Annotated in this window: 23 protein-coding genes and 1 pseudogene; all 24 read right to left on the minus strand. The window is 46.7% G+C overall.

From position 1 onward, the window contains the following. Window positions 1–8 precede the first annotated feature (8 nt). Window positions 9–749 carry a heme ABC transporter permease gene (locus F0228_RS19645; RefSeq protein ID WP_004739880.1) on the minus strand — a complete coding sequence of 247 codons (741 nt, stop codon included), beginning with the start codon at window positions 747–749 and terminating at the stop codon, window positions 9–11. Window positions 750–896: 147 nt separating this feature from the next. After that, complete coding sequence (ccmB, locus tag F0228_RS19650; protein WP_004739878.1) at window positions 897–1,565, minus strand: heme exporter protein CcmB; 669 nt, start codon at window positions 1,563–1,565, stop codon at window positions 897–899. Between the two features lies 1 nt (window position 1,566). Next, window positions 1,567–2,184: a cytochrome c biogenesis heme-transporting ATPase CcmA gene (gene ccmA / locus F0228_RS19655; RefSeq protein WP_102424046.1), complete on the minus strand. Its 618-nt coding sequence runs from the start codon at window positions 2,182–2,184 to the stop codon at window positions 1,567–1,569. A gap of 275 nt (window positions 2,185–2,459) precedes the next feature. Then, window positions 2,460–2,972 (minus strand): DUF2802 domain-containing protein, encoded by a 513-nt coding sequence (locus tag F0228_RS19660; protein WP_008218316.1) that lies wholly within the window; start codon window positions 2,970–2,972, stop codon window positions 2,460–2,462. Next, on the minus strand, window positions 2,972–3,466 hold the full coding sequence (locus F0228_RS19665; RefSeq protein WP_004739873.1) for a chemotaxis protein CheW: 495 nt from the start codon (window positions 3,464–3,466) through the stop codon (window positions 2,972–2,974). Before F0228_RS19665 ends, F0228_RS19660 begins: the two co-directional genes overlap by 1 nt. A gap of 70 nt (window positions 3,467–3,536) precedes the next feature. Further along, window positions 3,537–4,581, minus strand: a pseudogene (locus F0228_RS19670) (chemotaxis protein CheW). Then, window positions 4,568–5,350 (minus strand): ParA family protein, encoded by a 783-nt coding sequence (locus F0228_RS19675; RefSeq protein ID WP_008218313.1) that lies wholly within the window; start codon window positions 5,348–5,350, stop codon window positions 4,568–4,570. Before F0228_RS19675 ends, F0228_RS19670 begins: the two are co-directional and overlap by 14 nt. 10 nt (window positions 5,351–5,360) lie before the next feature. Further along, window positions 5,361–6,479 carry a chemotaxis response regulator protein-glutamate methylesterase gene (locus F0228_RS19680; RefSeq protein ID WP_171730075.1) on the minus strand — a complete coding sequence of 373 codons (1,119 nt, stop codon included), beginning with the start codon at window positions 6,477–6,479 and terminating at the stop codon, window positions 5,361–5,363. 13 nt (window positions 6,480–6,492) lie between these two features. Continuing rightward, window positions 6,493–8,664 carry a chemotaxis protein CheA gene (locus F0228_RS19685; RefSeq protein WP_171730074.1) on the minus strand — a complete coding sequence of 724 codons (2,172 nt, stop codon included), beginning with the start codon at window positions 8,662–8,664 and terminating at the stop codon, window positions 6,493–6,495. Between the two features lie 9 nt (window positions 8,665–8,673). Next, on the minus strand, window positions 8,674–9,405 hold the full coding sequence (locus tag F0228_RS19690) for a protein phosphatase CheZ (protein WP_008218308.1): 732 nt from the start codon (window positions 9,403–9,405) through the stop codon (window positions 8,674–8,676). 113 nt (window positions 9,406–9,518) lie between these two features. Further along, complete coding sequence (cheY, locus tag F0228_RS19695) at window positions 9,519–9,887, minus strand: chemotaxis response regulator CheY (protein WP_008218307.1); 369 nt, start codon at window positions 9,885–9,887, stop codon at window positions 9,519–9,521. Window positions 9,888–9,930: 43 nt separating this feature from the next. Further along, on the minus strand, window positions 9,931–10,665 hold the full coding sequence (locus F0228_RS19700; RefSeq protein WP_004739861.1) for an RNA polymerase sigma factor FliA: 735 nt from the start codon (window positions 10,663–10,665) through the stop codon (window positions 9,931–9,933). Further along, complete coding sequence (locus F0228_RS19705; RefSeq protein ID WP_008218303.1) at window positions 10,658–11,545, minus strand: MinD/ParA family protein; 888 nt, start codon at window positions 11,543–11,545, stop codon at window positions 10,658–10,660. Before F0228_RS19705 ends, F0228_RS19700 begins: the two co-directional genes overlap by 8 nt. A gap of 13 nt (window positions 11,546–11,558) precedes the next feature. Beyond that, the gene (flhF, locus tag F0228_RS19710) at window positions 11,559–13,070 is read right to left on the minus strand and encodes a flagellar biosynthesis protein FlhF (RefSeq protein ID WP_105059167.1); all 1,512 of its coding nucleotides are present in this window, start codon (window positions 13,068–13,070) and stop codon (window positions 11,559–11,561) included. A gap of 27 nt (window positions 13,071–13,097) precedes the next feature. Further along, window positions 13,098–15,197, minus strand: a complete 2,100-nt coding sequence (gene flhA / locus F0228_RS19715) for a flagellar biosynthesis protein FlhA (protein WP_061033690.1) — start codon at window positions 15,195–15,197, stop codon at window positions 13,098–13,100. A 253-nt stretch (window positions 15,198–15,450) separates the two neighbouring features. Then, window positions 15,451–16,581 carry a flagellar biosynthesis protein FlhB gene (gene flhB / locus F0228_RS19720; RefSeq protein WP_061033691.1) on the minus strand — a complete coding sequence of 377 codons (1,131 nt, stop codon included), beginning with the start codon at window positions 16,579–16,581 and terminating at the stop codon, window positions 15,451–15,453. A gap of 9 nt (window positions 16,582–16,590) precedes the next feature. After that, window positions 16,591–17,373, minus strand: a complete 783-nt coding sequence (fliR, locus tag F0228_RS19725; protein WP_004739855.1) for a flagellar biosynthetic protein FliR — start codon at window positions 17,371–17,373, stop codon at window positions 16,591–16,593. A gap of 6 nt (window positions 17,374–17,379) precedes the next feature. Then, window positions 17,380–17,649, minus strand: coding sequence for a flagellar biosynthesis protein FliQ (fliQ, locus tag F0228_RS19730; protein WP_004739854.1), 270 nt, complete (start codon window positions 17,647–17,649; stop codon window positions 17,380–17,382). A 12-nt stretch (window positions 17,650–17,661) separates the two neighbouring features. Then, window positions 17,662–18,591: a flagellar type III secretion system pore protein FliP gene (fliP, locus tag F0228_RS19735; RefSeq protein ID WP_171730073.1), complete on the minus strand. Its 930-nt coding sequence runs from the start codon at window positions 18,589–18,591 to the stop codon at window positions 17,662–17,664. Then, window positions 18,578–19,018, minus strand: a complete 441-nt coding sequence (fliO, locus tag F0228_RS19740; RefSeq protein WP_171730072.1) for a flagellar biosynthetic protein FliO — start codon at window positions 19,016–19,018, stop codon at window positions 18,578–18,580. The genes fliP and fliO overlap by 14 nt, the downstream gene beginning before the upstream one ends. Further along, window positions 19,018–19,428 (minus strand): flagellar motor switch protein FliN, encoded by a 411-nt coding sequence (gene fliN / locus F0228_RS19745; protein ID WP_004739851.1) that lies wholly within the window; start codon window positions 19,426–19,428, stop codon window positions 19,018–19,020. Before fliN ends, fliO begins: the two co-directional genes overlap by 1 nt. Window positions 19,429–19,457: 29 nt before the next feature. Beyond that, complete coding sequence (fliM, locus tag F0228_RS19750) at window positions 19,458–20,501, minus strand: flagellar motor switch protein FliM (RefSeq protein ID WP_004739850.1); 1,044 nt, start codon at window positions 20,499–20,501, stop codon at window positions 19,458–19,460. A gap of 7 nt (window positions 20,502–20,508) precedes the next feature. Next, window positions 20,509–20,997, minus strand: coding sequence for a flagellar basal body-associated protein FliL (fliL, locus tag F0228_RS19755; protein ID WP_004739848.1), 489 nt, complete (start codon window positions 20,995–20,997; stop codon window positions 20,509–20,511). 90 nt (window positions 20,998–21,087) lie between these two features. After that, window positions 21,088–23,238 (minus strand): flagellar hook-length control protein FliK, encoded by a 2,151-nt coding sequence (locus tag F0228_RS19760; protein WP_171730071.1) that lies wholly within the window; start codon window positions 23,236–23,238, stop codon window positions 21,088–21,090. Window positions 23,239–23,250: the final 12 nt, after the last annotated feature.

The raw sequence follows: 23,250 nt of genomic DNA on the forward strand, positions 1-23,250 counted from the left end.
CTACCCTACTACGCTTTATCAGCCGCAAGCTTGCGAACCCATGGACGATGACTTTCTTTGCTGATGATTTCGTTGCGGAAACGAATCATGGTCAAAGCGCCAAAGAAGAAAGCGAAACCGAAGATGTTGAGAAGAAGCGGCCATAGCATGTCACTTGAAATCGAAGGTTTTGCGAACTTGGTGATCGTCGCGCCTTGATGAAGTGTGTTCCACCACTCTACCGAGAAGTGAATAATAGGGAGGTTAATCACGCCGACGATAGCCAAAATACCCGCCGCTTTTGCTGCTGTTTTTTGGTCATCAAAAGCGTGGTGAAGTGCAATTACACCTAGATATAAGAATAGAAGAATCAGCTCTGAGGTTAGGCGTGCATCCCAAACCCACCAAGCGCCCCACATTGGCTTACCCCAAACTGCGCCTGTTAGCAGAGCAATGAAAGTAAATACAGCACCAATCGGCGCCATCGCCAGTGCTGCCATATCAGAAAGCCTTACCTGCCATACCAAACCGATAAACGCGGCAATAGCCATCGACATGTATACGCCCATCGACCAAATGGCAGAAGGAACGTGAATGTAGATAATTCGGAAACTATCACCCTGTTGATAATCAGAAGGTGCGAACGCGAGGCCCCACACCGTACCAACGGATAGACACAATAGCGCTAGGATTGAGAACCACGGCAGAAGTTTACCAGCAAGCTGGTATGACGTTTCTGCTTTGGCATAGGGATGGAGCCATTTCCACATGTTGTAATCTCACTCTTACTTCATATTGCTTACAGCTACTAAAGCTATAATTATAATAATATATTTGTTCTGCTTTCTGTTTTGCTGACTCTATGAGTCTCATCGAACACTTTGGTTCACTTTAGCTATACGAGACTGGTACCGTTATCAGTTCACACTCACGCGAAGTGCGGCACTGATCGCAAAAGGCGTTAGCGTCATCGCGCCCATCAACATGGCGCCGAGAATCGCTAGTTGACCATTGTAGGCAACGCCCAACGCCGCAGCGTCAATCGCTGACGTTGCGAAAATCAAAATAGGGATGTATAGCGGCAAAATTAACAGGCTCAGTAACACCCCGCCCTTCTGCAACCCAACCGTCAAAGCAACACCAATCGCCCCAATAAAGCTCAAGGCAGGCGTTCCGACAAGCAAAGTCATCACAACAGAGAGCCAAGTGTCAAAATCCAATGACAACAAAACAGCCAACAATGGGCTAATTAAAATTAATGGTAACCCGGTCAATAACCAGTGTGCTATGACCTTGGACAATACTACCAACTGCAACGGGATGGGCATCAGCATCATCTGTTCAAGGGCACCATCTTGAAAATCATCGCGAAATAGACGCTCAAGAGACAGTAACGCAGAAAGTAAAGCAGCAACCCAAACAATACCCGCCGCAATGCGTGCAAGTAGGTTTGGCTCAGGGCCGATACTTAATGGGAAAAGCGTGATAACAATGATGAAGAACCACAACGGGTTAAAGATATCCGCCTGACGTCGAAAAGCGATAAGTAGCTCACGTCGGATAATGGTGGTCATAGAAGAGATCATATTACTCACCCAACTTTATTTTTCTTAGTTTCGGGCTATCAGCAAACATATCTTGGTGCGTTGTGAGTAGCACAATACCACCGTTATCCGCATGCTGAGAAAAAAGCGATTCAAGAACTTTAACACCCTGCTTGTCAATCGCAGTCAGTGGCTCGTCGAGAATCCACAACATCTGCTTACTCAACCAAAGACGAGCTAAGGCAACACGGCGCTGCTGACCAGCAGAAAGCTGCCCAGCAGGCACATCTTCTCGACCTGCAAGCCCTACCTGAGCAAGCGCATGGTAAAGCTCTTCCTTATTGGTTCCGCCACAATGAATTGACTGATAGAAACTGAGGTTCTCATAGGCACTAAGCTCGCGCTTTACACCCGTTTGGTGGCCAAGAAAAAGCAAATTTTGATGATACACATCTCGACTTGATTCGATAGATTCGCCATCCCAAGAGATAGTGCCTTCGTCACGATCACCTAAACCAGTGATGATCCTAAGGAGTGTCGTTTTTCCTGTACCGTTACGCCCTTCAACTTGAACCAACTCTCCTGGTTTCAATTGAAAAGACAACGATTCAAACAGAACCCTTTCGTCACGAATAGCAGTTAAATTTGAGACTTCTAGCATAGGTAAATTTAGTCGAGTAATGAGAGGGCTATAGTAGCACACCAATATGGTGACAAAACAGGACTAGGCGTTTTCAGTAGAACAAAGTCGGTAAGAAACTGTTACTACTGCATCACAATTTACACATTTTGACCAAAAATGAGATATTGCTGTAGTAACAAGCACTTATAAACATCGTTCTATAAACAGTTATACAGGCACAAAAAAAGAAGCCGAAGCTTCTTTTTAAAAGGTGTGCGACAAACATGCGTGTTTATCCACGAATAGCGCTCAATTTAACGACGTCGAGGTGGATCCCTGCGATCACGAGAGGCGGTGGGATGCTCATCAAACGAGGAAGGGTCGCTTCGTAATGAAGGAATTTTCTCTTTACCAGCAAGCTTGTTCTGCAGAGACATCATCAGCTCAGCTTCTGCTTTGGGTAATTCACATTCTTCAATTAACTCGTTAATCCCAGCGCCAAGCTGAACCATTTTCGTTGCACGCGTGTACAAACGTCCATCGGTATCCGCATGTTCCAGCTCAACAATACGTTCATTCAAATGTTTGATAAGATCTTGTTGTTCAGTCACTTTCTGGCCAAGGCCAACCACAACAGAGCGAACTTCTAACAATTGCTTGCTCGATTTTTGCAGCTCTTTATCCAAGTTACGAACCTGTAGGCGTGACTGATCCAGTTGCTTTTGAATCGCACTTTTTACTTTGCTTATCAAAATCAAGATGAATAACGTAAAAACCCCAACTCCAGCAATCAGTGCAGCAGGGCTTAAAGGAAGCGCTTCAAACATTATAGGTGAGCCATCTCATCCCATTCGTCTTCGCTTAGTAGTTTGTTTAGATCTACTAAGATAAGCAGCTTGCCATCGCGGTTGCTAACGCCCTGGATGAACTTCGCGCTTTCGTCAGTACCAACACTTGGTGTTGTATCGATTTCAGAAGAACGTAGGTAAACCACTTCAGCAACGCTATCAACCAGGATGCCAATAACTTGACGCTCAGATTCAATAACGATGATACGAGTGTTATCCGTGATTTCACCTTGCATCAAACCAAAGCGAGAACGAGTGTCGATAACAGTAACAACGTTACCACGTAGGTTAATAATACCTAGAACGTAGTCAGGAGCACCTGGTACCGGAGCAATCTCACTGTAACGCAGTACTTCACGAACTTGCATTACATTGATGCCGTAAGTTTCTTCTTCTAGCTGGAATGTTACCCATTGAAGTACTTCGTCATTCGTTTGATCTTTTCTTACTTCAACTTCACTCATTTGAGACATAGATAATCCTCTTGCCGTCGTTACCGACCACTATTATTAACTTGATGCTTTTGTTGTACCAATCTTGGTACTAGCTCAATGCTTTTACATCTAGCCCTGCATTTAGCATGGCGATTAATGCTTCGACATGGATCAAAGCACACATTTTTTCTTTTACCATACCAGCGAGCCATGGGCGTTTTCCTGCCATTTCTCGCCAACGTACTTTATCAGTATTAAGCAGCTCGGTGCCTTTAAGCTCTGTGCTCGCAAGCCCCCATAAGCTTTCTCCAAGCATTACTATATATTGATAGTTTTCTTTGTATTCGTCACTGGCTAACTTCTCGGCCATCACCCATTTTGCGGTGTCGACCACATCTAGCTGACTGTCTCGGTTGGTTTGTAACCCCAAATACCAAGATGGTTTGCCAATAATGTGATTGACCTCTTCAAGGCGGTGGATACCACCCAGTTCATCCAGTGGTACTGCAAAGGTCACACCATTGACATCAAAATACAAAACTTGGAAGTCTTCTGTTCGAGCCGTTCTTTCCCAAGAAGTAAACTGCCCTGCACCACCCGCTTGTGTTTCTGGCTCAATAGCGGACTCAATGTCAGGAACATCGGCTTCGATCTCAGAGACTGGTTGCTCAACCGTTGGAAGCTCAGCTTCTACTGTTGATTCTTCAATTGGCTGCAGTTCAACCAGAGGTTCTGCCGCCATCGATAAATCAGATTCAGGAAGGTTCCAATCTTGAATCTCTGGCTCTAGCGAGACTTGAACCGACTCAACCGCAGCATCAAACATTTGCATGTCTGCTTGCTGAGCGATTTTCTGCGTGTTCTGGTCCATCAGTTCGTCAAGATTCAGGTCCTCAACAACATTGGTTGCCTCTAATCGGCTCAGTAGCTTCTGAACGTCCTCTAGGTTAGGTACTTCAAACTCAGCTGCACGTATTTCGGCGTAGCTTGAGTAATGACTCGCTAATTGACGCTCTGGCTCTGGCTCTGGCTCTGGCTCTGGCTCTGGCTCTGGCTCTGGCTTCATCACCTAATAGCGCAGTAAAATAGTCATCCAGTGCTTGTTCACTTGATAGGCCTGGTCGCGCTATTGTTGAATCTTTATTCTCGCTCATTTATCGCCAACCTTTCGAGATAAATAAGCAGCTGTTTATAAGCAAATACACCACGGCTTCCCGATGCAAAGTGAGAGGCAGGCAAGCGCTTTAAGCTTGCGTCTCTAAACTTGGTATCAATTGGTACCGCTGAGGTCCAAACTTGGTTTGGGTAGTCCTCTTTCAGCTGCGTAAGTGTTTGCAGTGATGCCTTGGTTCGCTTGTCGTACATGGTAGGGACAATCGTCACCTTAAACGGTGTTTTGCGAGATTTCTGCATGATGGTTAGTGTACGAATCATACGCTCTAGCCCCTTCATCGCCAGAAACTCAGTCTGTACCGGAATCAAAATACGGTCACTCGCTGCCAATGCATTCACCATCATCACACCAAGAATTGGCGGACAGTCGATCAACACGTAGTCGTAATCTTCTTTCAACGCCGCCAAAGCACGCTTCAAGATCAACCCCATACCGCTTCGATTTCCCATCACACGGTCAAGTGTTGCTAATGACATGTGTGCTGGGATGATATCGATGCCTTCAACTTCGGTTTGCAACGTCAGCGGTCTTACCGCCTGCGCAGAAAACTCACGAAGCTGAAACAGATCGAACAAGCTCGACTCCACCGTATCTGAGTCGTAACCCAGATAGGTGGTCAGTGATGCATGTGGGTCAGTATCCACCAACAACACGCGGTGTCCTTTTAAAGCAAGCAGGCCTGCCATGGTCACTGTCGTGGTTGTTTTACCAACACCACCTTTTTGGTTTGCAACACTCCAAACAATCATCTCGATTTACCTAAGCTAACCCAACTTCAACCAAGATCCGTTCCGCGATGCGGTCCAGAGGTAGGTCTTCAGTAGAAATGCCAGCTTTTGCTACAGCTTGAGGCATACCATATACAACACAGCTATCTTCATCTTGTGCCCAGATTGTCGAGCCTGCGGTTTTCAACATGCGTGAACCTTCTCGACCATCGGCACCCATACCTGTCAGTATCATAGACAACACTTTGTCGCCGTAGATCTTCGCAGCAGAGCCGAAAGTGACATCCACACAAGGTTTGTAGTTCATGCGATCGCCGCCATCGATGATTCTTAGGCGAGCCGATCCAGCACGACCATCAACCATCATCTGCTTGCCGCCTGGAGCAAGATAAGCAACGCCAGGCTTCAACACGTCTCCGTCTTGAGCTTCGCGAACTTCGATCTTACACAAGGTATTCAAGCGGCTAGCAAAAGCCGCTGTGAAAGTCGCAGGCATATGTTGAACTAGCACAATAGGGTGCGGGTAGTTCGCAGGGATACGCGTTAAAATCTTCTGCAGCGCAACCGGACCACCAGTCGACGTACCAATTGCCGTTAGCTGATACTTCTTACCCGAAGCTCTGAATTTCGCAGCGGATGCGACCGCAGGTCTAGCGGCTGGAGTAGCATTAGAAACCGGTTGACGCAATGACGTGGATGTTGAAGTCGTTGCTGTCGCCCTCGGTGCAATTGGTGCACGGCGCATGAAAGCACGTTTAGCCGCAATCTGAATCACACGCTGTTGAAGTAACGCAACGGCATCATCGCGGTTACGTGCAATGTCTTCGAACTTCTTAGGTAGGAAGTCTAAAGCACCCGCATCTAGAGCATCTAATGTCGCTTTAGCACCGTCATGCGTTAGCGATGAAAACATCAAAATAGGCGTTGGAGACGCCGCCATAATTTCACGAACGGCTGTGATACCGTCCATGACAGGCATTTCGATGTCCATGGTAATCACGTCAGGTCTTAGCTGTTTCGCTTTCTCTACCGCTTCCTTACCATTTACCGCAACATCGATGACTTCTAGGCGAGCCTCTGAATTGATGATCTCGCTTACTCGACGACGAAAAAAGCTCGAATCATCAACGACTAATACTTTAATCGCCATATTTATCCTTAAATTAAATTCTTGACGCAGCTGCGTACTGCTTCAACAAGTCCGGCACATCTAAAATCAATGCAATGTGACCATCACTCGTAATTGTTGCGCCTGCCATGCCAGGCGTACCTTGCAACAATTTATCAAGCGGCTTAATCACCACTTCTTCTTGACCGATAAGCGTATCAACAACAAAACCAACACGTTGGCTGCCAAGTTGTACGATAACCACATGACCATGCCCTTTACGTAGCTCAACATCACCGGCTTTCGGTGCAAGCCAGTTTTGCAAGTAGAACAGTGGAATCGATTTATCGCGAACGATGATCGTCAACTGACCATCAACCACGTTGGTACGGCTTAGATCTAAGTGGAAGATCTCGTTAACCGAAGCCAAAGGCAGCGCAAATGGGTGACCAGAAACACCAACCATCAAGGTAGGTAGAATCGCTAGTGTCAGTGGAACCTTGATCGTAATCTTGGTGCCTTGTCCCATCTCAGAATCGATATCAATTGAGCCATTCAGTGTGTTGATCGCCGTTTTCACAACGTCCATACCTACACCACGACCAGAGATATCAGAGATCTGCTCTTTACTTGAGAAGCCTGGCGCGAAAATTAGGTTGAAACACTCTTTGTTTGATAAACGAGAAGCAGCATCTTCATCCATCAGACCACGTTTAACCGCAATAGCACGAAGCTTATCGGGGTCCATACCGCCACCGTCATCAACGATAGCCAGCTCAATGTGATCACCCTCTTGAGAGGCAGACAGAATCACTTTACCGGTTCTTGATTTACCCGCCATCACTCGGTCTTCAGGCATTTCAATACCGTGGTCAACTGAGTTTCTAACCAAGTGAATCAGTGGATCAGCAAGTGCTTCTACTAAGTTTTTGTCTAGATCCGTTTCTTCACCACGCATCTCAAGAACGATGTCTTTTTTCAGGCTACGTGCAAGGTCGCGGACAACTCGAGGGAAGCGACCAAATACTTTCTTGATCGGCTGCATACGAGTCTTCATTACCGCACCTTGTAGGTCTGCAGTAACAACATCTAAGTTAGAGACAGCTTTCGACATTTCTTCGTCGTTACTGTTCAAGCCAAGGCTAACGAGTCGGTTACGAACCAATACCAATTCGCCAACCATGTTCATAATGGTATCCAGCGTTGAGGTATCAACACGAACGGTTGCTTCCGCTTGCTGCTTCTTAGCCGGCGCTTTCACTTCCGCTTTTGCCGGTGCACTTGGTGCAGGTTCAGCTTTTACAGCAACTGGCGCTGCGGGTTGCGGCTTAGGCGCAGCTTGAGGTGCAACTGGCTTACTTTCAGCAGGCTTAGTCGCGGCATCGAGTTCTTCAACTGATGGACCATTGCCAGAGCCGTGTAACTGATCAAGTAGCTTCTCAAACTCTTCATCAGTCATCAGATCGTCGCCCTCAGACATCGCCGATACTGGTGCTGCAGCAGGTGGAGGCGGCGTTGAACCAGCACTTGTCGGGCTATTACCCGCACCATGCAGTTCGTCCAATAACTTTTCGAATTCGTCGTCAGTGATATCACCACTATCAACCACAGGTTGTGGTGCAGCTGGTGCTGGCGGCGGTGTTGGTGCCGCAGATGACGTTGGTGAGCCACCTTTACCATGAAGTTCATCGAGCAGACGTTCAAATTCATCTTCAGAGATATCGTCTACTGAAGAGGCGCTGATGCTCGGGCTTTCGACAACCGGTTCAGGTTCAACAGCGATAGGCTCAGGGATAACAGGTGCAGGCGCTTCTACTGGTGCAACTTCATCTGCTGACTCTGGTTTACAGAGGCGGTGAAGCTCATCCAATAATGCTTGATCTGCTGGCACTAAAGGTTCCTGATCTTGCACGGCTTGGAACTGTGTATTAACAGTGTCTAGAGCCTGCAGCATGGTATCCATCAAGCCTGATGTTACGCTGCGTTGGCCGTTGCGTAGAATGTCGAACACATTCTCGGCACCATGACAAGTATCCACCAGCTCAGTTAATGCTAGGAAACCAGCACCACCTTTTACTGTATGGAAACCACGGAAAATAGCATTTAATAGGTCTTTGTCGTCAGGGTTATTCTCAAGTTCTACCAGCTGCTCTGATAGAAGCTCAAGGATCTCTCCTGCTTCGACTAAAAAGTCCTGAAGAATATCTTCGTCTAAATCGTAGCTCATACGTTACCTTTAAAATCCAAGACTGGATAACAAATCGTCGACTTCATCCTGAGAAGCAACAGCGTCTTCGCGCTCTTCTGGATTCATGATTGGTCCTTCTGGAGCAATCGATGCTTTCTTCTCTGATGTTGGAGTTGGCTCAACCTGATTCGCACCAAATACGGTGAGAATCTCGACTAAGCGCCCTTCAACCTCATTAACCAAGGTAATAACTTTGCTAATAATTTGCCCAGTTAAATCTTGGAAATCCTGAGCCATCAAGATTTCAGTCAGTTGCCCACGTAGTTCGGTACTATCGCCCTCTACTTGGACAAGCAATCCATCAATGCGGTGACATAAAGCTTTAAATTGTGCCAGCTCAATGCGGCCATGCATCAGTTCATTCCATTGAGGCCTTACTTGAAGTAAACACTCGTGTAGGTTGTCTGCGATTGGCATACAGCGATCGACAGCGTCCATCGTTTTATTTGCCGCAACTTCCGTTTTATCAATGACATACTGAAGGCGATCCCTTGCATCAGGGATTTCATCATTTGCGATAACGCTAATGCGCTCGTCAAAGTTGAATTGTGTCAAAGAGTCATGGAGGTCGCGAGTCAGACTACCTATTTCTTGAAGCATTGGATTGTCTTGAAGACTAAAGTTGTCTTCATAAATGCTTCTAACAAGAGAATCAGCATCTTGCTGCTCATCGTTTTCAAGCAGCTCTACTAATTTTTTTGCTTGTTCTAATGAAATCATCCTGAGTTCGGCCTTACTCCGCATATTTGTGACGCTTCAACGTTTGAGAAAAACGGGAAACTAAAAAGTTAATGTCTCTCTAGAAGCGCCTAAAAACAGGTTATTTTTAATGCTTATAAGCGCTCAAAAATCTTATCTAGTTTTTCTTTAAGAGTTGCGGCAGTGAAAGGCTTCACAATGTAACCATTTACACCCGCTTGCGCTGCTTCGATGATCTGCTCACGCTTCGCTTCTGCTGTGATCATTAGCACTGGAAGGTGCTTCAGTTCAGCATCTGCACGAATGTGTTTTAGCAGGTCGATACCTTGCATGCCCGGCATGTTCCAGTCAGTTACCACGAAATCAAATTCGCCTTTTTTCAGCATAGGTAACGCGGTCAAGCCATCGTCTGCTTCTTGTGTGTTGTTGAAACCTAGGTCGCGAAGTAGGTTTTTAACAATTCGGCGCATCGTTGAAAAATCATCAACAATGAGAATTTTCATGTTTTTGTTCAAATTAGCCTCCACTGAATAAAAATCAGTGTTGTTAGTCGTTCTGTGTCCAAGCACTTAACTTAGTGCGTAAACGCTGCATAGATTGGCTCAATATTTGGCTGACACGAGATTCGCTGACACCTAATACTTCCCCAATCTCTTTTAAATTGAGTTCTTCGTCGTAATAAAGAGAAAGCACTAAGCCTTCCCTTTCCGGAAGCTGTTTTATCGAATCGATCAGAGCTTGGCGGAATGACTCATCAGCAACCCCTTGAAAAGGCGCGTTATCTTGAGAGTCTTCATTCGGAGATATTACATCATCTGAGACGCCTAAATCTTCGATCCCGACCAATCTTGAGCAATTAATATCAGTTAAAGCGCTATGATACTGCTCTAAACTGAGTCCCATGTGCTTTGCCACTTCGGCATCGCTTGGGTCGCGGTTGAGAGTACTCTCTAGTTCCGCAATTGCACTGCTGATTTCTCGATTGTTTTTATGAACCGATCTCGGCACCCAATCCCCACGGCGAATGTCATCCAACATTGCACCACGGATTCGAATACCGGCATACGTCTCAAAGCTTGCGCCTTTGGTACCATCATAGTTTTGCTGCGCTTCAATCAAGCCGATCATGCCCGCTTGAATCAAGTCATCAACCAATACATTAGGCGGTAATCGCCCCAACAAGTGATGAGCGATACGTTTAACCAACACAGAGTACTTCTCAAAAAAAGCCTGTTGGCTATTGTGATTAGCGTGTTGGTCGTAGGTAAGCGCTTTATTCACCAAATGGTTCCTCTACAAATTCAGTACGGTTCAGCAGCCTTTCAACAAAGAACTCCAAGTGTCCACTTGGTGTTTTTGGTATTGGCCAGGTCAATGCTTTATTTGCCAATGAGCTGATTGCCAACGCAGCTGGAGAGCGAGGAAACGCGTCGACTACGATTTTCTGTCTCTTGACTGATTGACGTACTTTATCATCTAAAGGAATACATGCTACGAGTTCGAGGCTCACATTCAAGAAGCGCTCTGTGACCAAAGTCAATTTTGCAAATAATTCTCGGCCTTCACGGTAGCTTCTGACCATATTTGCAACAACTTTAAATCGCTGAACTTGGTGTTCTCTACTCAGAAGCTTAATTAACGCATATGCATCAGTGATTGAAGTAGGTTCATCACAAACCACGACCACCACATCTTGCGCCGCTCTTGAGAAACTGATCACCATGTCCGAGATTCCAGCCGCGGTATCCACTAGCAAGATGTCCATCTCGTCTTCAAGGGTACCAAATGCGCGAATCAAACCAGCGTGTTGTGCGTGTGATAGCTCTGTCATGCTCTGCGTGCCCGATGTCGCAGGAATGATTTTAATTCCGTGCGGACCTTCAACAATCGCATCTTTGAGTTCACATTCACCCGCTAACACATGCCCAAGGTTTCGCTTAGAGCGAATTCCTAGCATGATATCAACGTTCGCAAGACCTAAGTCGGCATCAAGCACCATGACTTTTTTACCTTGGCGCGCCATACAAATAGCCATACCTAACGTCACATTAGATTTACCAACGCCGCCTTTACCACCGGTTACCGCAATAACTTTGGTGATTGAAGGCTTGGTTAAGCGACGGAGGCCGCTAGCTTGATCGTGTATCATATTTTCATTCATATTTATCCGCCGCCTAGAGCCCTTCAGAATCGCTGTTCCAGTAATGAGGTTCATTCTCTGTAGATTTCTCTAATAACTCATTTGCCTTAGCAATCATGTACTTTGGTTGAGCTATAACGATATCTTCAGGAACTCGTTGACCATTTGCTATGTAAGCAACTGGTAATGCATTTTGTATTACGACACTGATGAATTCACCAAGACTGAGAGATTCATCCAATTTAGTCATGATGCATCCCGACAACGGGATTCTTCTAAAGTGTTCAATTGTTTCTTGTAGTACTTTGCGTTGCGCTGTAGCCGGCAAAACAAGGTAGCTATTGATAACGGAACCACTCTCTTGCATCAATGTGTCTAACTGCTCAGATAGGCGAACATCTCGTTGTCCCATACCCGCAGTATCAACCAGAATCAGGCGACGATTACGTAACTGATATATTACATCGGCCAGTTCGCTAGAATCTTTAGCAACTCTTACAGGACAACCCATAATGCGACCATAAATCGATAACTGCTCATGTGCACCTATACGATATGTGTCCGTTGTCACTAGTGCTACGTTATCTGCGCCATATTCCATGGCAGCACGAGCCGCAAGCTTTGCAACCGTCGTCGTTTTACCCACGCCGGTTGGGCCAAGTAGAGCCACAATTCCGCCGCGTTTTAAAATATCTTTCTGTGTCACGGAGATCTGGTCAGCAACCAAGGCTAACAACGCCTTCCATGCACGAGCTGGTTTGGTATCTTCAGGAATGTAACAAGCCATCTGATCTGCAAGTTCTGCCGACACACCCATGCGTTCAAGACGTTTAATAAGCATGGCTCTCAGCGGTTCACGGCGCTCAACTTCTTGCCACATCAACCCAGAAACTTGATGCTCTAACAGACGACGAATTGAGGTCATCTCTTCACGCATCGTTTCCATTTCGGTATCAGAACCTTTGGATTGACCACTGTCGCGACCGCGATCGTAACGAGTCGGATCCAAACGAGGTGCAGGGCGTTCAACTCGGCGATCTTCAGCAATCAATTTAGAGAGGCCAGTTTCGCGAGCAAATGCTGAATCTAGGCTACCACTCGATGGCTGGTTATTTTGCGACAGGTGACTGTTGCTAGATTGACGATTGAGTAACGCTGACAGGGAGTCTTCGTTTTCAGCGCGGTGCTGCGGCTCATCGTCTGCGCCATGACTGTATTGCTTGAGCATGTTTGCAAAGCGCTTAGTCATCGAGCGTCCACCTTCAGAGTTTGACTGAAGGCTTACCTTGTCATCATCTAATTCGCGACGCCCTGCCGGAGCTGAGGGAGCGGCCATTTGCGTGTATTGGCTATGCGCAGGCTGCTGAGGTTTGTTGAGTCTTGGGCTCGCTGCTGACGGGCTAGATTCGCCATCAATAGCGGCAACAATTTCCACGCCACCTGCGACCTTTTTGTTAGACATGATCACTGCGTCCGAACCAAGTTCTTCTTTAACTTGGAGCAGAGCAGTCCGCATGTCTTTTGCAAAAAATCGTTTAATTTTCAATTCGATCGTCCGTTCTAATTAGGCGGCTTAATTACCAACAGCTTGTACTATACGTATCTGCTTTTCATCCGGTATTTCTTGGTATGACAGTACTCTTAAGCTTGGGATCGTGTTCTTCACGAATTTAGCTAGAGTCGAACGCAACACGCCTGAAGTCAGTAACACTGCTGGCTCCCCTTTCAGCTCTTGCTCTTGAGTCGCTTGGCTAAGAGAGGTCTGTAAACGTTCCGCTAAACCAGGTTCAATACCAGCAGATTCTCCGCCGGATGCCTGCATGGTTTGATGCAAGATTTGTTCCAGCTCAGGAATTAGGGTTATTACAGGCAATTCCGGCTCTATCCCATTGATTTCCTGAACAATTAGTCGTTTCAATGAGATGCGAACTGCCGCCGTTAATATGTCAGGTTCTTGACTCTTGCTCGAGTACTCCGACAAAGTTTGGACTATGGTTCGGATATCACGGATTGGAATGGCTTCATTAAGCAGATTTTGTAGCACTTTCACTACCACACCAAGCTGCAGTTGATCCGGTACAAACCCTTCAACCAACTTAGGTGTTGAGCGGCTAAGCATCTCAAGTAGATTCTGAACCTCTTCATGACCAATAAGCTGCGACGCATTGTTAGTAAGCAGTTGGCTGAGGTGGGTTGCTAGTACGGTCGACGAGTCAACTACGGTGTAACCAAGAGCCTGAGCGTGTTCACGTTGCTCTTCACGAATCCATACCGCTTCGAGACCAAATGCCGGATCGATAGTCGGCTCACCGTCGATCATCCCGTACACTTGGCCCGGGTTAATCGCGAGTTCCATATCAGGCTTTATCTCAGCCTCACCTACCGCAACACCCATTAAGGTGATTCGGTAGCTGTTTGGTGTCAGCTCTAGGTTGTCGCGAATGTGTACTGCAGGGATCAAGAAGCCGAAATCTTGAGACAACTTCTTACGCACGCCTTTTACGCGCTCTAGTAGTTCGCCGCCTTGGTCCCTATCTACCAGAGGAATCAAGCGGTAGCCTACTTCTAGGCCAATAATATCAACAGGTTGAACGTCATCCCAAGAGAGCTCTTTTTGTGAACCCGTCTCGCCACTGGCTTCAACAGCCGCAGGGAGGTTCGGCTCCAATGCCTTCTTCTTCTGTTTCTTATCGATGTAATAAGCCGCACCACCAGCAATTGCAGCCAGGCTCAAGAACGAGAAGTGTGGCATGCCCGGAACAATACCCATCACACCGAGAATCGCCGCAGTGATCATCAAGGCTTTTGGATTGTCGAACATCTGGAAGATGAGCTGCTGGCCCATGTCTTCATCGGTATTTTGACGCGTTACCATCATCGCTGCAGCGATCGACAGTAATAAAGATGGAATTTGTGCAACCAGACCATCACCGATAGTCAGTAGGGTGTAGATTTCGATAGCCTCACCGAAACCCAAACCAAATTGAGCCATACCGATACTCAAGCCACCAATGATGTTGATGAACAGGATCAAAATACCCGCTATCGCATCACCTTTAACGAACTTCGAAGCACCATCCATCGAACCGTAGAAATCGGCCTCTTTGGTTACTTCAAAACGTCGCAGACGCGCCTGATCTTGATCGATCAAACCCGCATTCAAATCGGCATCGATTGCCATTTGTTTGCCCGGTAACGCATCCAAGGTAAAACGCGCACTTACTTCCGAGATACGCCCTGCACCTTTGGTAACAACCATGAAGTTGATGATCATCAGGATCAAAAACACCACTAAACCAACCGCGTAGTTACCACCGATAACCACGTTACCGAAGGCCTCAATCACGTTACCCGCCGCATCACCACCTTCGTGACCATGCAGTAGAACCACACGAGTAGAAGCAACGTTCAAGGCTAATCGAAGCAGAGTTGCAATCAGAAGGACAGTTGGGAAAGCGGCGAAGTCTAAAGGTCTTCGTGTGTAAACCGACACCAGTAACACAACCATAGCGAGTGCGATATTGAAGGTGAAGAACATATCCAGCAAAAATGCAGGAATTGGCAACACCACCATCGCCAGCGTGGCAAGTACCATAACGGGCGCACCAATTGCAGGCATGGCACGGTTAGGGATTTTTGGTAGCTTGTCCGCAAAAGGCAGGGAGAATTTCATAAATCTAGATAGTTTCGCTATGTTGTCGCCTCTCGCCAAGTAAATCGGGCTCAGGGCTAAGCTATGTTGCCAACGTTTTAGCAACAAGGTTTATAGTGATCAGGTTTACCATGATCGGCTTATGATGTTCGGGATTGATATAGCAAACACTGTACCAATATCTAACGTCAAATTATCAGCGCTTTGTTGGTTAACAGAAGCTAATTAATCTCCCTATTATCAAGCTTCATAGGGCTGAGCTCAAGTAATTGATCTAATGACGTAAATCAGGTGGGATCGGCATATTAGAATCTTGCAGTTTTGGCCTCTCGCCACCGCGTTTTCGATACTGTTTTAGCTGGAACACATATGCAAGCACTTGAGCTACGGCGGTAAACAGACCGTCAGGAATTTGTTGTTCAAGCTCTGTAGTGTGATAAAGCGCCCTCGCCAACGGTGGTGCTGGAACAATATAGATATCATTTTCACGGGCAATTTCACGGATCTTCATCGCCATGTGATCTACACCCTTGGCGACCACAATGGGTGCTTTATCTTGATTTTGCTTATAGCGCAAAGCCACCGAGAAGTGCTCTGGGTTGGTGACAATCACATCCGCTTGAGGCACATCTGCCATCATACGACGCTGAGCCGCTTCTCTTTGCAACATACGAATTCGACCTTTCACTTCAGGCTTACCTTCGGTGTCTTTGAATTCGTCTTTCACTTCTTGCTTAGTCATCTTTAATTGATCGGCGTGTTGCCAGATCTGGAATGGTATATCAATGGCCACCACAATCAGTAGAGAACAACTGATCAAGAGAATAAAGTTAAGCAAGATATCCAAGGCGTGAAAGATATTCTGCGGATAGACATCCATGCTCAGCTGCATTAAGTCATGTTGAGAGGCTTGAATCAGATAAACCGCCATCCCCGATACCAGCGCAACTTTCAAAATCGATTTAATCAGTTCGACCCAGCTTTGTAGGCCAAACATTCGCTTGATTCCACTGAGTGGATTGAGCTTTGACGCCTTTGGCATCGCAGCTTGCATCGAAAAGTTAATACCACCAACCCCTGCCGCGCCAATAACAGCAGCAACAAACAAGGTGACCAGGATTAAGAACAGTGGAAACAGCAAGTTCACCAACGAGCCGCCAGCGATTTCCAGCAGCTTGTTGGTATCAAAGATTTCGTCGCGGCTCAAAGAGAACAGGCGTTGCATGGCCTCGAACAGCGCCTTCGCCATCGATTCACCAAACCACATTAGTGCAACGGCACCGACAATTAATACCGATGCTGACGCCAGCTCTTTTGACCTTGCAACCTGCCCTTTCTCTTTGGCCTGTTGCAAGCGTCTGGGCGTGGCGTCTTCTGTGCGTTCTTGACCGTCTGACTCTGCCATTTCAGTCTCCTAGCAATCTAACCGGATTAGACGACATATCTGTTGCTCGCCTTGCATCCAAAATAGCTCATAATGACTATACAAGCCGCCAAGGATGTACCAACAAAGTAACAGACCCACGAGTAGCGCAAATGCAAAACCCAAAGAAAAGATATTTAGCTGAGGCGCAGCACGTGTCATTACACCGAATGATAGGTTTATCGTCAGCAGCGCGATAATTCCCGACAGCGACATCGCCAATGCCGCTTTGAACATAATGCCGAGCCATAATGCTAGCTCGCGAAAATCGACCGAAGTCAGAGATCCACTGCCAATCGGCAGAGTTTTAAAACTGAATACCACCAGCTGCAACATCTTCAAATGACCATCGGTCGCCAAGAAGAACATGGTCGCAAGTAGCATGAAGAGCTGCCCCAATACAGGCGTGTTCTGGCCGTTTGCCGGGTCGACCATAGAGGCGAAACCCAAGCTCGATTGCATACCAAGGATTTGACCGAGCATTACAAAAGTTTGAATCATGAACTGAGTGACAAAACCCATCGCCACACCAATCACAATTTGCTCAAAGACAGTTAGGAAGCCTTGGAAAGAGAGCAGTTCAATCTCTTTTGGAACCGCGGGAATCGCAGGCATCACTGCGAAGGTGATTGCTAAACCTAAATACAAACGAATACGCGGCGACACAAAACGTGCACCGGTGACCGTCATCACCATCAGCATTGCTGAGATGCGAGTGTAAGGCCAAAAATAATTGGCTAACCACTCTAGTACAAGGCTCGTTGGGTATTCCATATCGGTTTAATACAGAACTTGAGGTAAACGTTCGATGAGCTCAAAGAAGAACTCCATCATCATCTGAGTCATCCAGTGCGCAAACAGCATCAAGGCCAATAAGGTCACAATCAAACGCGGCAGGAAACTCAATGTTTGTTCGTTGATCGAGGTCGCTGCTTGGAAGATAGCCACCACCAAACCGATCAGCAAGCTGGGAATAATGATGGCACAAACCATGATTAGCACCATCCAAAGCGCATCTCGGAACAACTCTACGAATATTTCAGGATTCATGATTTCCCCCAGCTACAAGGCAAAACTGCCGGCGAGTGTGGAGAGTATCAAGTTCCAACCATCAACAAGAACAAACAGCATTAACTTGAACGGCAAAGATACAATCATTGGTGACAACATCATCATACCCATCGCCATCAATACCGACGCCACCACTAAGTCGATGATCAAAAACGGCAAGAACAGCATAAAACCAATCTGGAAGGCGGTTTTGAGCTCGGAGGTGATAAATGCAGGAATCAGCACCGCCATTGAAACGTCTTCAGGGTTGGTCACTTCCGAACCGGAGATCTCAACAAAAGTCTCTAAATCTTTGATTCGAGTCTGTTTTAGCATGAATGATTTGATCGGCCCTTGAGCAACATCAAATGCTTGTCGTGCCGTGATCTGTTCATTCAGATAAGGTTGAACCGCTTGCTCATTCACCTGATTGATCACCGGTGACATGATGAAGAAGGTCAAGAATATCGCGATACCGATGATAACTTGGTTCGATGGTGTTTGCTGCAGACCCATTGCCTGACGCAGGATAGACATCACCACCACAATACGGGTGAACGAAGTCATCAAAATAACCATTGCCGGCAAGAAGCCAAGCATGGTCATCAACGCAAGAATTTGCAGGTTTATCGAGTAGTCTTCACCACCGTTAGCATTGGTCGTCATGGTGAAAGCGGGAATGCCGCCCCCATTCCCAGTCAAACTGCCGGTGGTCATGGTGGTCGATTTGGCTTGGTCTTGTTCCATCGTGCTGATGGTGACCGACTCTGAACCCGCAGTGTTGGCAGGAATAACAGTGCCGTCTTCAGCCTGTGCAAATACCGACACACTAAACAAAAGGGTACAGAGAAGAGTTAGCTGAACCAGCAGCACCTTCACCGCTCGGAAAGCTCCGGCTTGGCAAAAGTAAGATGAGTTCAAAAGTCCGTTATTTGTTTGCATCTTTTTTCATGAGCTGGGAAAGCTGACTTGAGAATGTACTTTTTTCCAGCATCTCCTGAGTAAGAGGTTTATCAAGCTTAGAGATCAGCTGAATAGATTGGGTGGTAATGCCCACCAAGAACTGTTCATCGCCCGCTTGCACAATAGCGATACGCTCTTTTGTGCCAACAGGGATTTGCCTAACAATCGCCAAACCTTGTTGATTGGACATCGCTGGCACTTGCATGCGCTTAAGCAACCAAGCAATAAATAAAATGAAGGCTATAACGAAAATTAGCGACCCAAAAGTGGTCGCTAAATCAAGAGAAGGCGGCGTCGCAGCAAAGGCAACAGAAGGAATTGAGAGTAGCCCCATTCCGACTATTGCTCGAGATAAGCTCTTCAACCCTTGAGGAAAGTTCGTCAACCTTAGAGACGATAAGCGCATTAACGTAGCTTCTTAATACGTTCTGTTTGGCTAATTACATCGGTCAAACGAATACCAAACTTATCGTTCACCACAACAACTTCGCCATGAGCAATCAGAGTACCATTAACCATCACATCCAGTGACTCACCAGCAATACGGTCTAGCTCAACAACCGAACCTTGGTTCAATTGCAGAAGGTTGCGAATGCTGATCTGAGAGCGACCCACTTCCATAGAAATCGTGACTGGGATATCCATAATGGTATCCAGCTTACGGCGCTCGTCTTCAGAAATCGGAGACGATGAATCAGTTAGCTCATCAAGTGGTGCCGCCAACACGTCATCAACATCAATTGACGGTGCAGAAGGGTCTTCACCAAGTGCTGCAGCCCATTCGTCTGCTAGCTTTTGATCTTCACTAGGTTCCATTACCAATTCCTATACTTTTATCTATTTTGCTATTCGTTATCATCGCTATTTTCTAGTTCGGACATTAAGTCTTTACCCAGAAAGGCGAGATCAGTTTTGACCACATGAGGTCTTTGAATTTTTTCAGAAATCTGTACCGCGAGTTTTTCACCCGAGCGACCCATCTTTACACGGTAGGTCGGTAGCTCTTCTACGAACATGGTCGCGTGCTCAGGCATGTTCATTGGAATGACATCACCAGGGCGCAGCTCCATTAAGTCACGTAGTGAGATATCTTGCTCTAGAAGGTTAACGCGGAAGTTAACCGGCACGTCCATGATTTCATCACGCAGTGCTGTGCTCCAACGAACATCGGTTTCCATTTTGTCAGATTGAACACCCGCATCAAGCAGCTCACGGATCGGCTCAACCATGGAGTAAGGCATGACCACGTGGAAGTCACCACCGCCGCCATCCACTTCAATATGGAATGAGCTCACTACGATCACTTCGGTTGGGCTCACAATGTTCGCCATACTCGGGTTCACTTCAGAATCCAAATATTCAAACTCAACCCCCATTACTGGTGACCAAGCTTCTTTGTAATCTTCAAATACAATCTTCAGCAGTAGCTGGATAATACGTCTTTCCGTTGGCGTAAATTCACGGCCTTCAATCTTGGCGTGGAATCGTCCATCGCCACCAAAGAAGTTTTCTACAAGAATGAAAACAAGACGTGCTTCCATGGTGATCAGCGCCGTACCCTTAAGCGGACGGAAACGCACCATGTTTAAACTGGTTGGCACGTACAGGGTGTTTTGGTATTCACCAAATTTCATCATCTGTACACCGTTGATCGACACTTCAGCCGTTTTACGCAACATATTAAACAAACTAATTCGCATATGACGTGCGAAACGCTCGTTAATAAGTTCAAGGGTCGGCATTCGACCACGGACGATTCGATCTTGAGAGGAGAAGTCAAAATTGACCGCACTGTCATTGTCGGTCTCTAAGACATCTTCAACTTCTTCAACATCGTCAACGCCGTGTAACAGCGCATCAATTTCGTCTTGGCTTAATAAATCGGTCACAAATTACCTATTGAATTACGAAGTCAGTGAATAACACTTTTTCAATCACAGGCTGGCCAACAGCTTGAGCCAGACTTGCTTTAATATCTTCTGTCGCTTTATCACGCAGTTCCACTCGCCCTGTTGGTGAGCGAAGTTGGTCAACCGTTGCCGAAGCGAACGTTGCGAGCAATGTGCTCTCTACTAGTGGAGAGTGGTAACGTGCCAGGTCTTCATTTTTGCTACCACGCACCATCAGTTGTGCTTTTATCTGAACTAGGCGATCTTTTTTATCACCTGTTACATTGAACAAGAAGGGCTGAGGGATGTTCACATACATAACAGGCTCTGCTGCAACCACAGCAGTGGCTGGCTGAGACTGAGATTCTGAGGCACTATCATCGGAGCCTAAGAAAAAGAACAGCGCACCACCAATACCAAGCAGTAAAACAACAACCGCTATAATGATAATAAGGAGCTTACTCTTTCCTTTAGGTGCATCTTGTACTTCTGCCATATTTTACTCTAACTTCCTGTTCTTTCGATTAACTGACGGTTCTGTCTATCAGCTGGTTCTATCTATCAATTAAGTGTGCTCAGCCTGATATTAGGCATAATAACTAATTCCATCACGCTTTGATGCGACATTCAATTCAAGATTGCTGCCACTATCAAGGTTTTCATCACCTTGCGTATCATTTGTGCGGTTAGAGCCTGATTGTTGCTCACCACTGTTGTATCTGTCTTGTCCCTGACCTGAGCTTTGCTGTTGAACGGATGAATCGGCAAGCTGCATACCCTGTTGAGCAAGCATCTCTCTCAATCGAGGTAAGGTTTGTTCAATCACATCCCTCGCCTGTTGACTATTCACCGTAAAGTGCACGTTCGCCACGTCATTATTCATTGTCATACGGATCTTCATTTGACCTAACTCTGGTGGGTCAAGTCGAATGTCTAAGTTCTTAAGGTTTTTAGACATCATCATTTGTACCTTTTCAGCGACCTGTTCGTTTGCTAGCTCTTTAGTCAGCTGCAACGGTGCCTGTTGAGCGGCTTGAATCTCGGCGCGTGTTGGTGCCGAGCCTGCGTTCGCTGCACCTTGTACACCAGCCGCAGAAGCGATCTGCTGAGCAAACGTGGTGTCTTTCGAGTCTTCCTTAGCACCCGCTTTACCGAGGCCAGAAAGAGTAGCCGCACCAGCACCAGCCTTAAGTAACATATCTGTTGAACCCGCTTTCGTCGCGGCAGGTGCTGCATTCAGCGCCACACCTTGCGCGGTTAACGCAGGATCCAACGCAGCTTGTGGCTGTTGTGCTGCGACATTAGCTTGTTGAGCCGCTACCTGTTGGGCTATATGCGTATTATTAGCGTGCAGCATTGCCGCTTTATCCGTCGCTGCATGAGTGGCAGCCGCGTTACTCGTCGATTGCGCTGCCGCTTGCGCCGTAGTTTGCTGCGCAGCCGTCGCAACCGCTGCTGTTGAAGCTGCAGCTGCTAAGGCTTTGGCTTCATTTGAATCTGTATTATCCCAATCAATCGTAACAGGCTCAACTAAGGCGCTGTTTGCGCCCGGAGCTTGACTCAGTAAAGCCGTTGCTTGTTGCTGAACGTTTGCGAGTTGTTTATCCAAAACGTCTAACTCAGCGGTCGTTTTAGCCAACATCGCTTGCTCATCAGTTGTCAACTTAGTGCCACTTTGCTGCTTCTGCAGTAAACCATCAACAACGGACTGTTTTGACTCAATCTGAGCACTTAGTTGATTGAGCGCTTTGGTGTGCGCATCTACCTGTTTTGCCAGCTCAATATCCGCTGGAGACAGTGCTTGGCTTTGCCCTGCAACTTCTGCTTGTGCCGCATTTTTCTGGCTGATCTCTCGGCTCATACTTGCTTCAATCTGCTCGGGAGTAACGCCTTTATCCATCAACTGGCGAATTTCATCATCTGTCAGTTGCGAGACGCCTTTCCCGCCAGTAAGCACAGCAATTTCAGAGTCCACTTCTAGCGTACTACCTTGATTCGCTGAGTGGGTTTGCTGGAGTTGCTTACCCGCTTCACCTGCAGCAGAGAAACCTGCAACAGAAGCTCCTGGAGTATTACCTTGAGCTTGGTCGACCTGAGCCTGTTCTAACTGAGACTGTTGTGGCAAGGCTTTGCCGTTTGGTGTCTGATTCAGCGTTTTATTTGCCTCATCCAACTGACCTAATAACTTGTTTCCTTCATTCATCACAGCCGCCGCTTGCGATGCTTGGGTCGATTCGTTTACCGCTGATGAAGCTTGGCCTTGAGGTTGAGCTGTCTGTTCCTTAGAGCCGTTGTTGTTAGCCAACTCATCTTTCTCACCCGCCTTGTTTGCGATAGCAGCATCATCGGTTGAATTCGCTTTGAGTTGTGATTCTGAACTAGAGACAACCTCTACAGGAGTTTTGTCTGTGGCTTGCTCACCTTCAACTTCTGAAGCTACTTGCTTACTTTGAGCTTGGCTTGACTCATCCGTAGTCTCAGCTGTTGAGTTCGTTTTCTTTGCTTCATCTGAAGCTTCACTTTCCGTAGAGGCTTGTTTAGCATCAGATTTTGTAGTGCTGTCTGCGTCTTTTACCGTTGCTTTGCTACCACTTTCTTCAAAGCCGAGCGCTTCTTTAAAAGATTCAAAGAAACCTTTTGAGTCTCCGTTTTCCTCCACCTTTGAAGCGGCAGAACCGGTGTCCAACAACGAAGACGTTGTGTTGGTCGCTGAATTTGAAGAAGGACTAACGTTCATATATACAAGCTC

This window comes from Vibrio sp. 99K-1 (genome assembly GCF_013114585.1).
GTDB lineage: Bacteria > Pseudomonadota > Gammaproteobacteria > Enterobacterales > Vibrionaceae > Vibrio > Vibrio chagasii_B.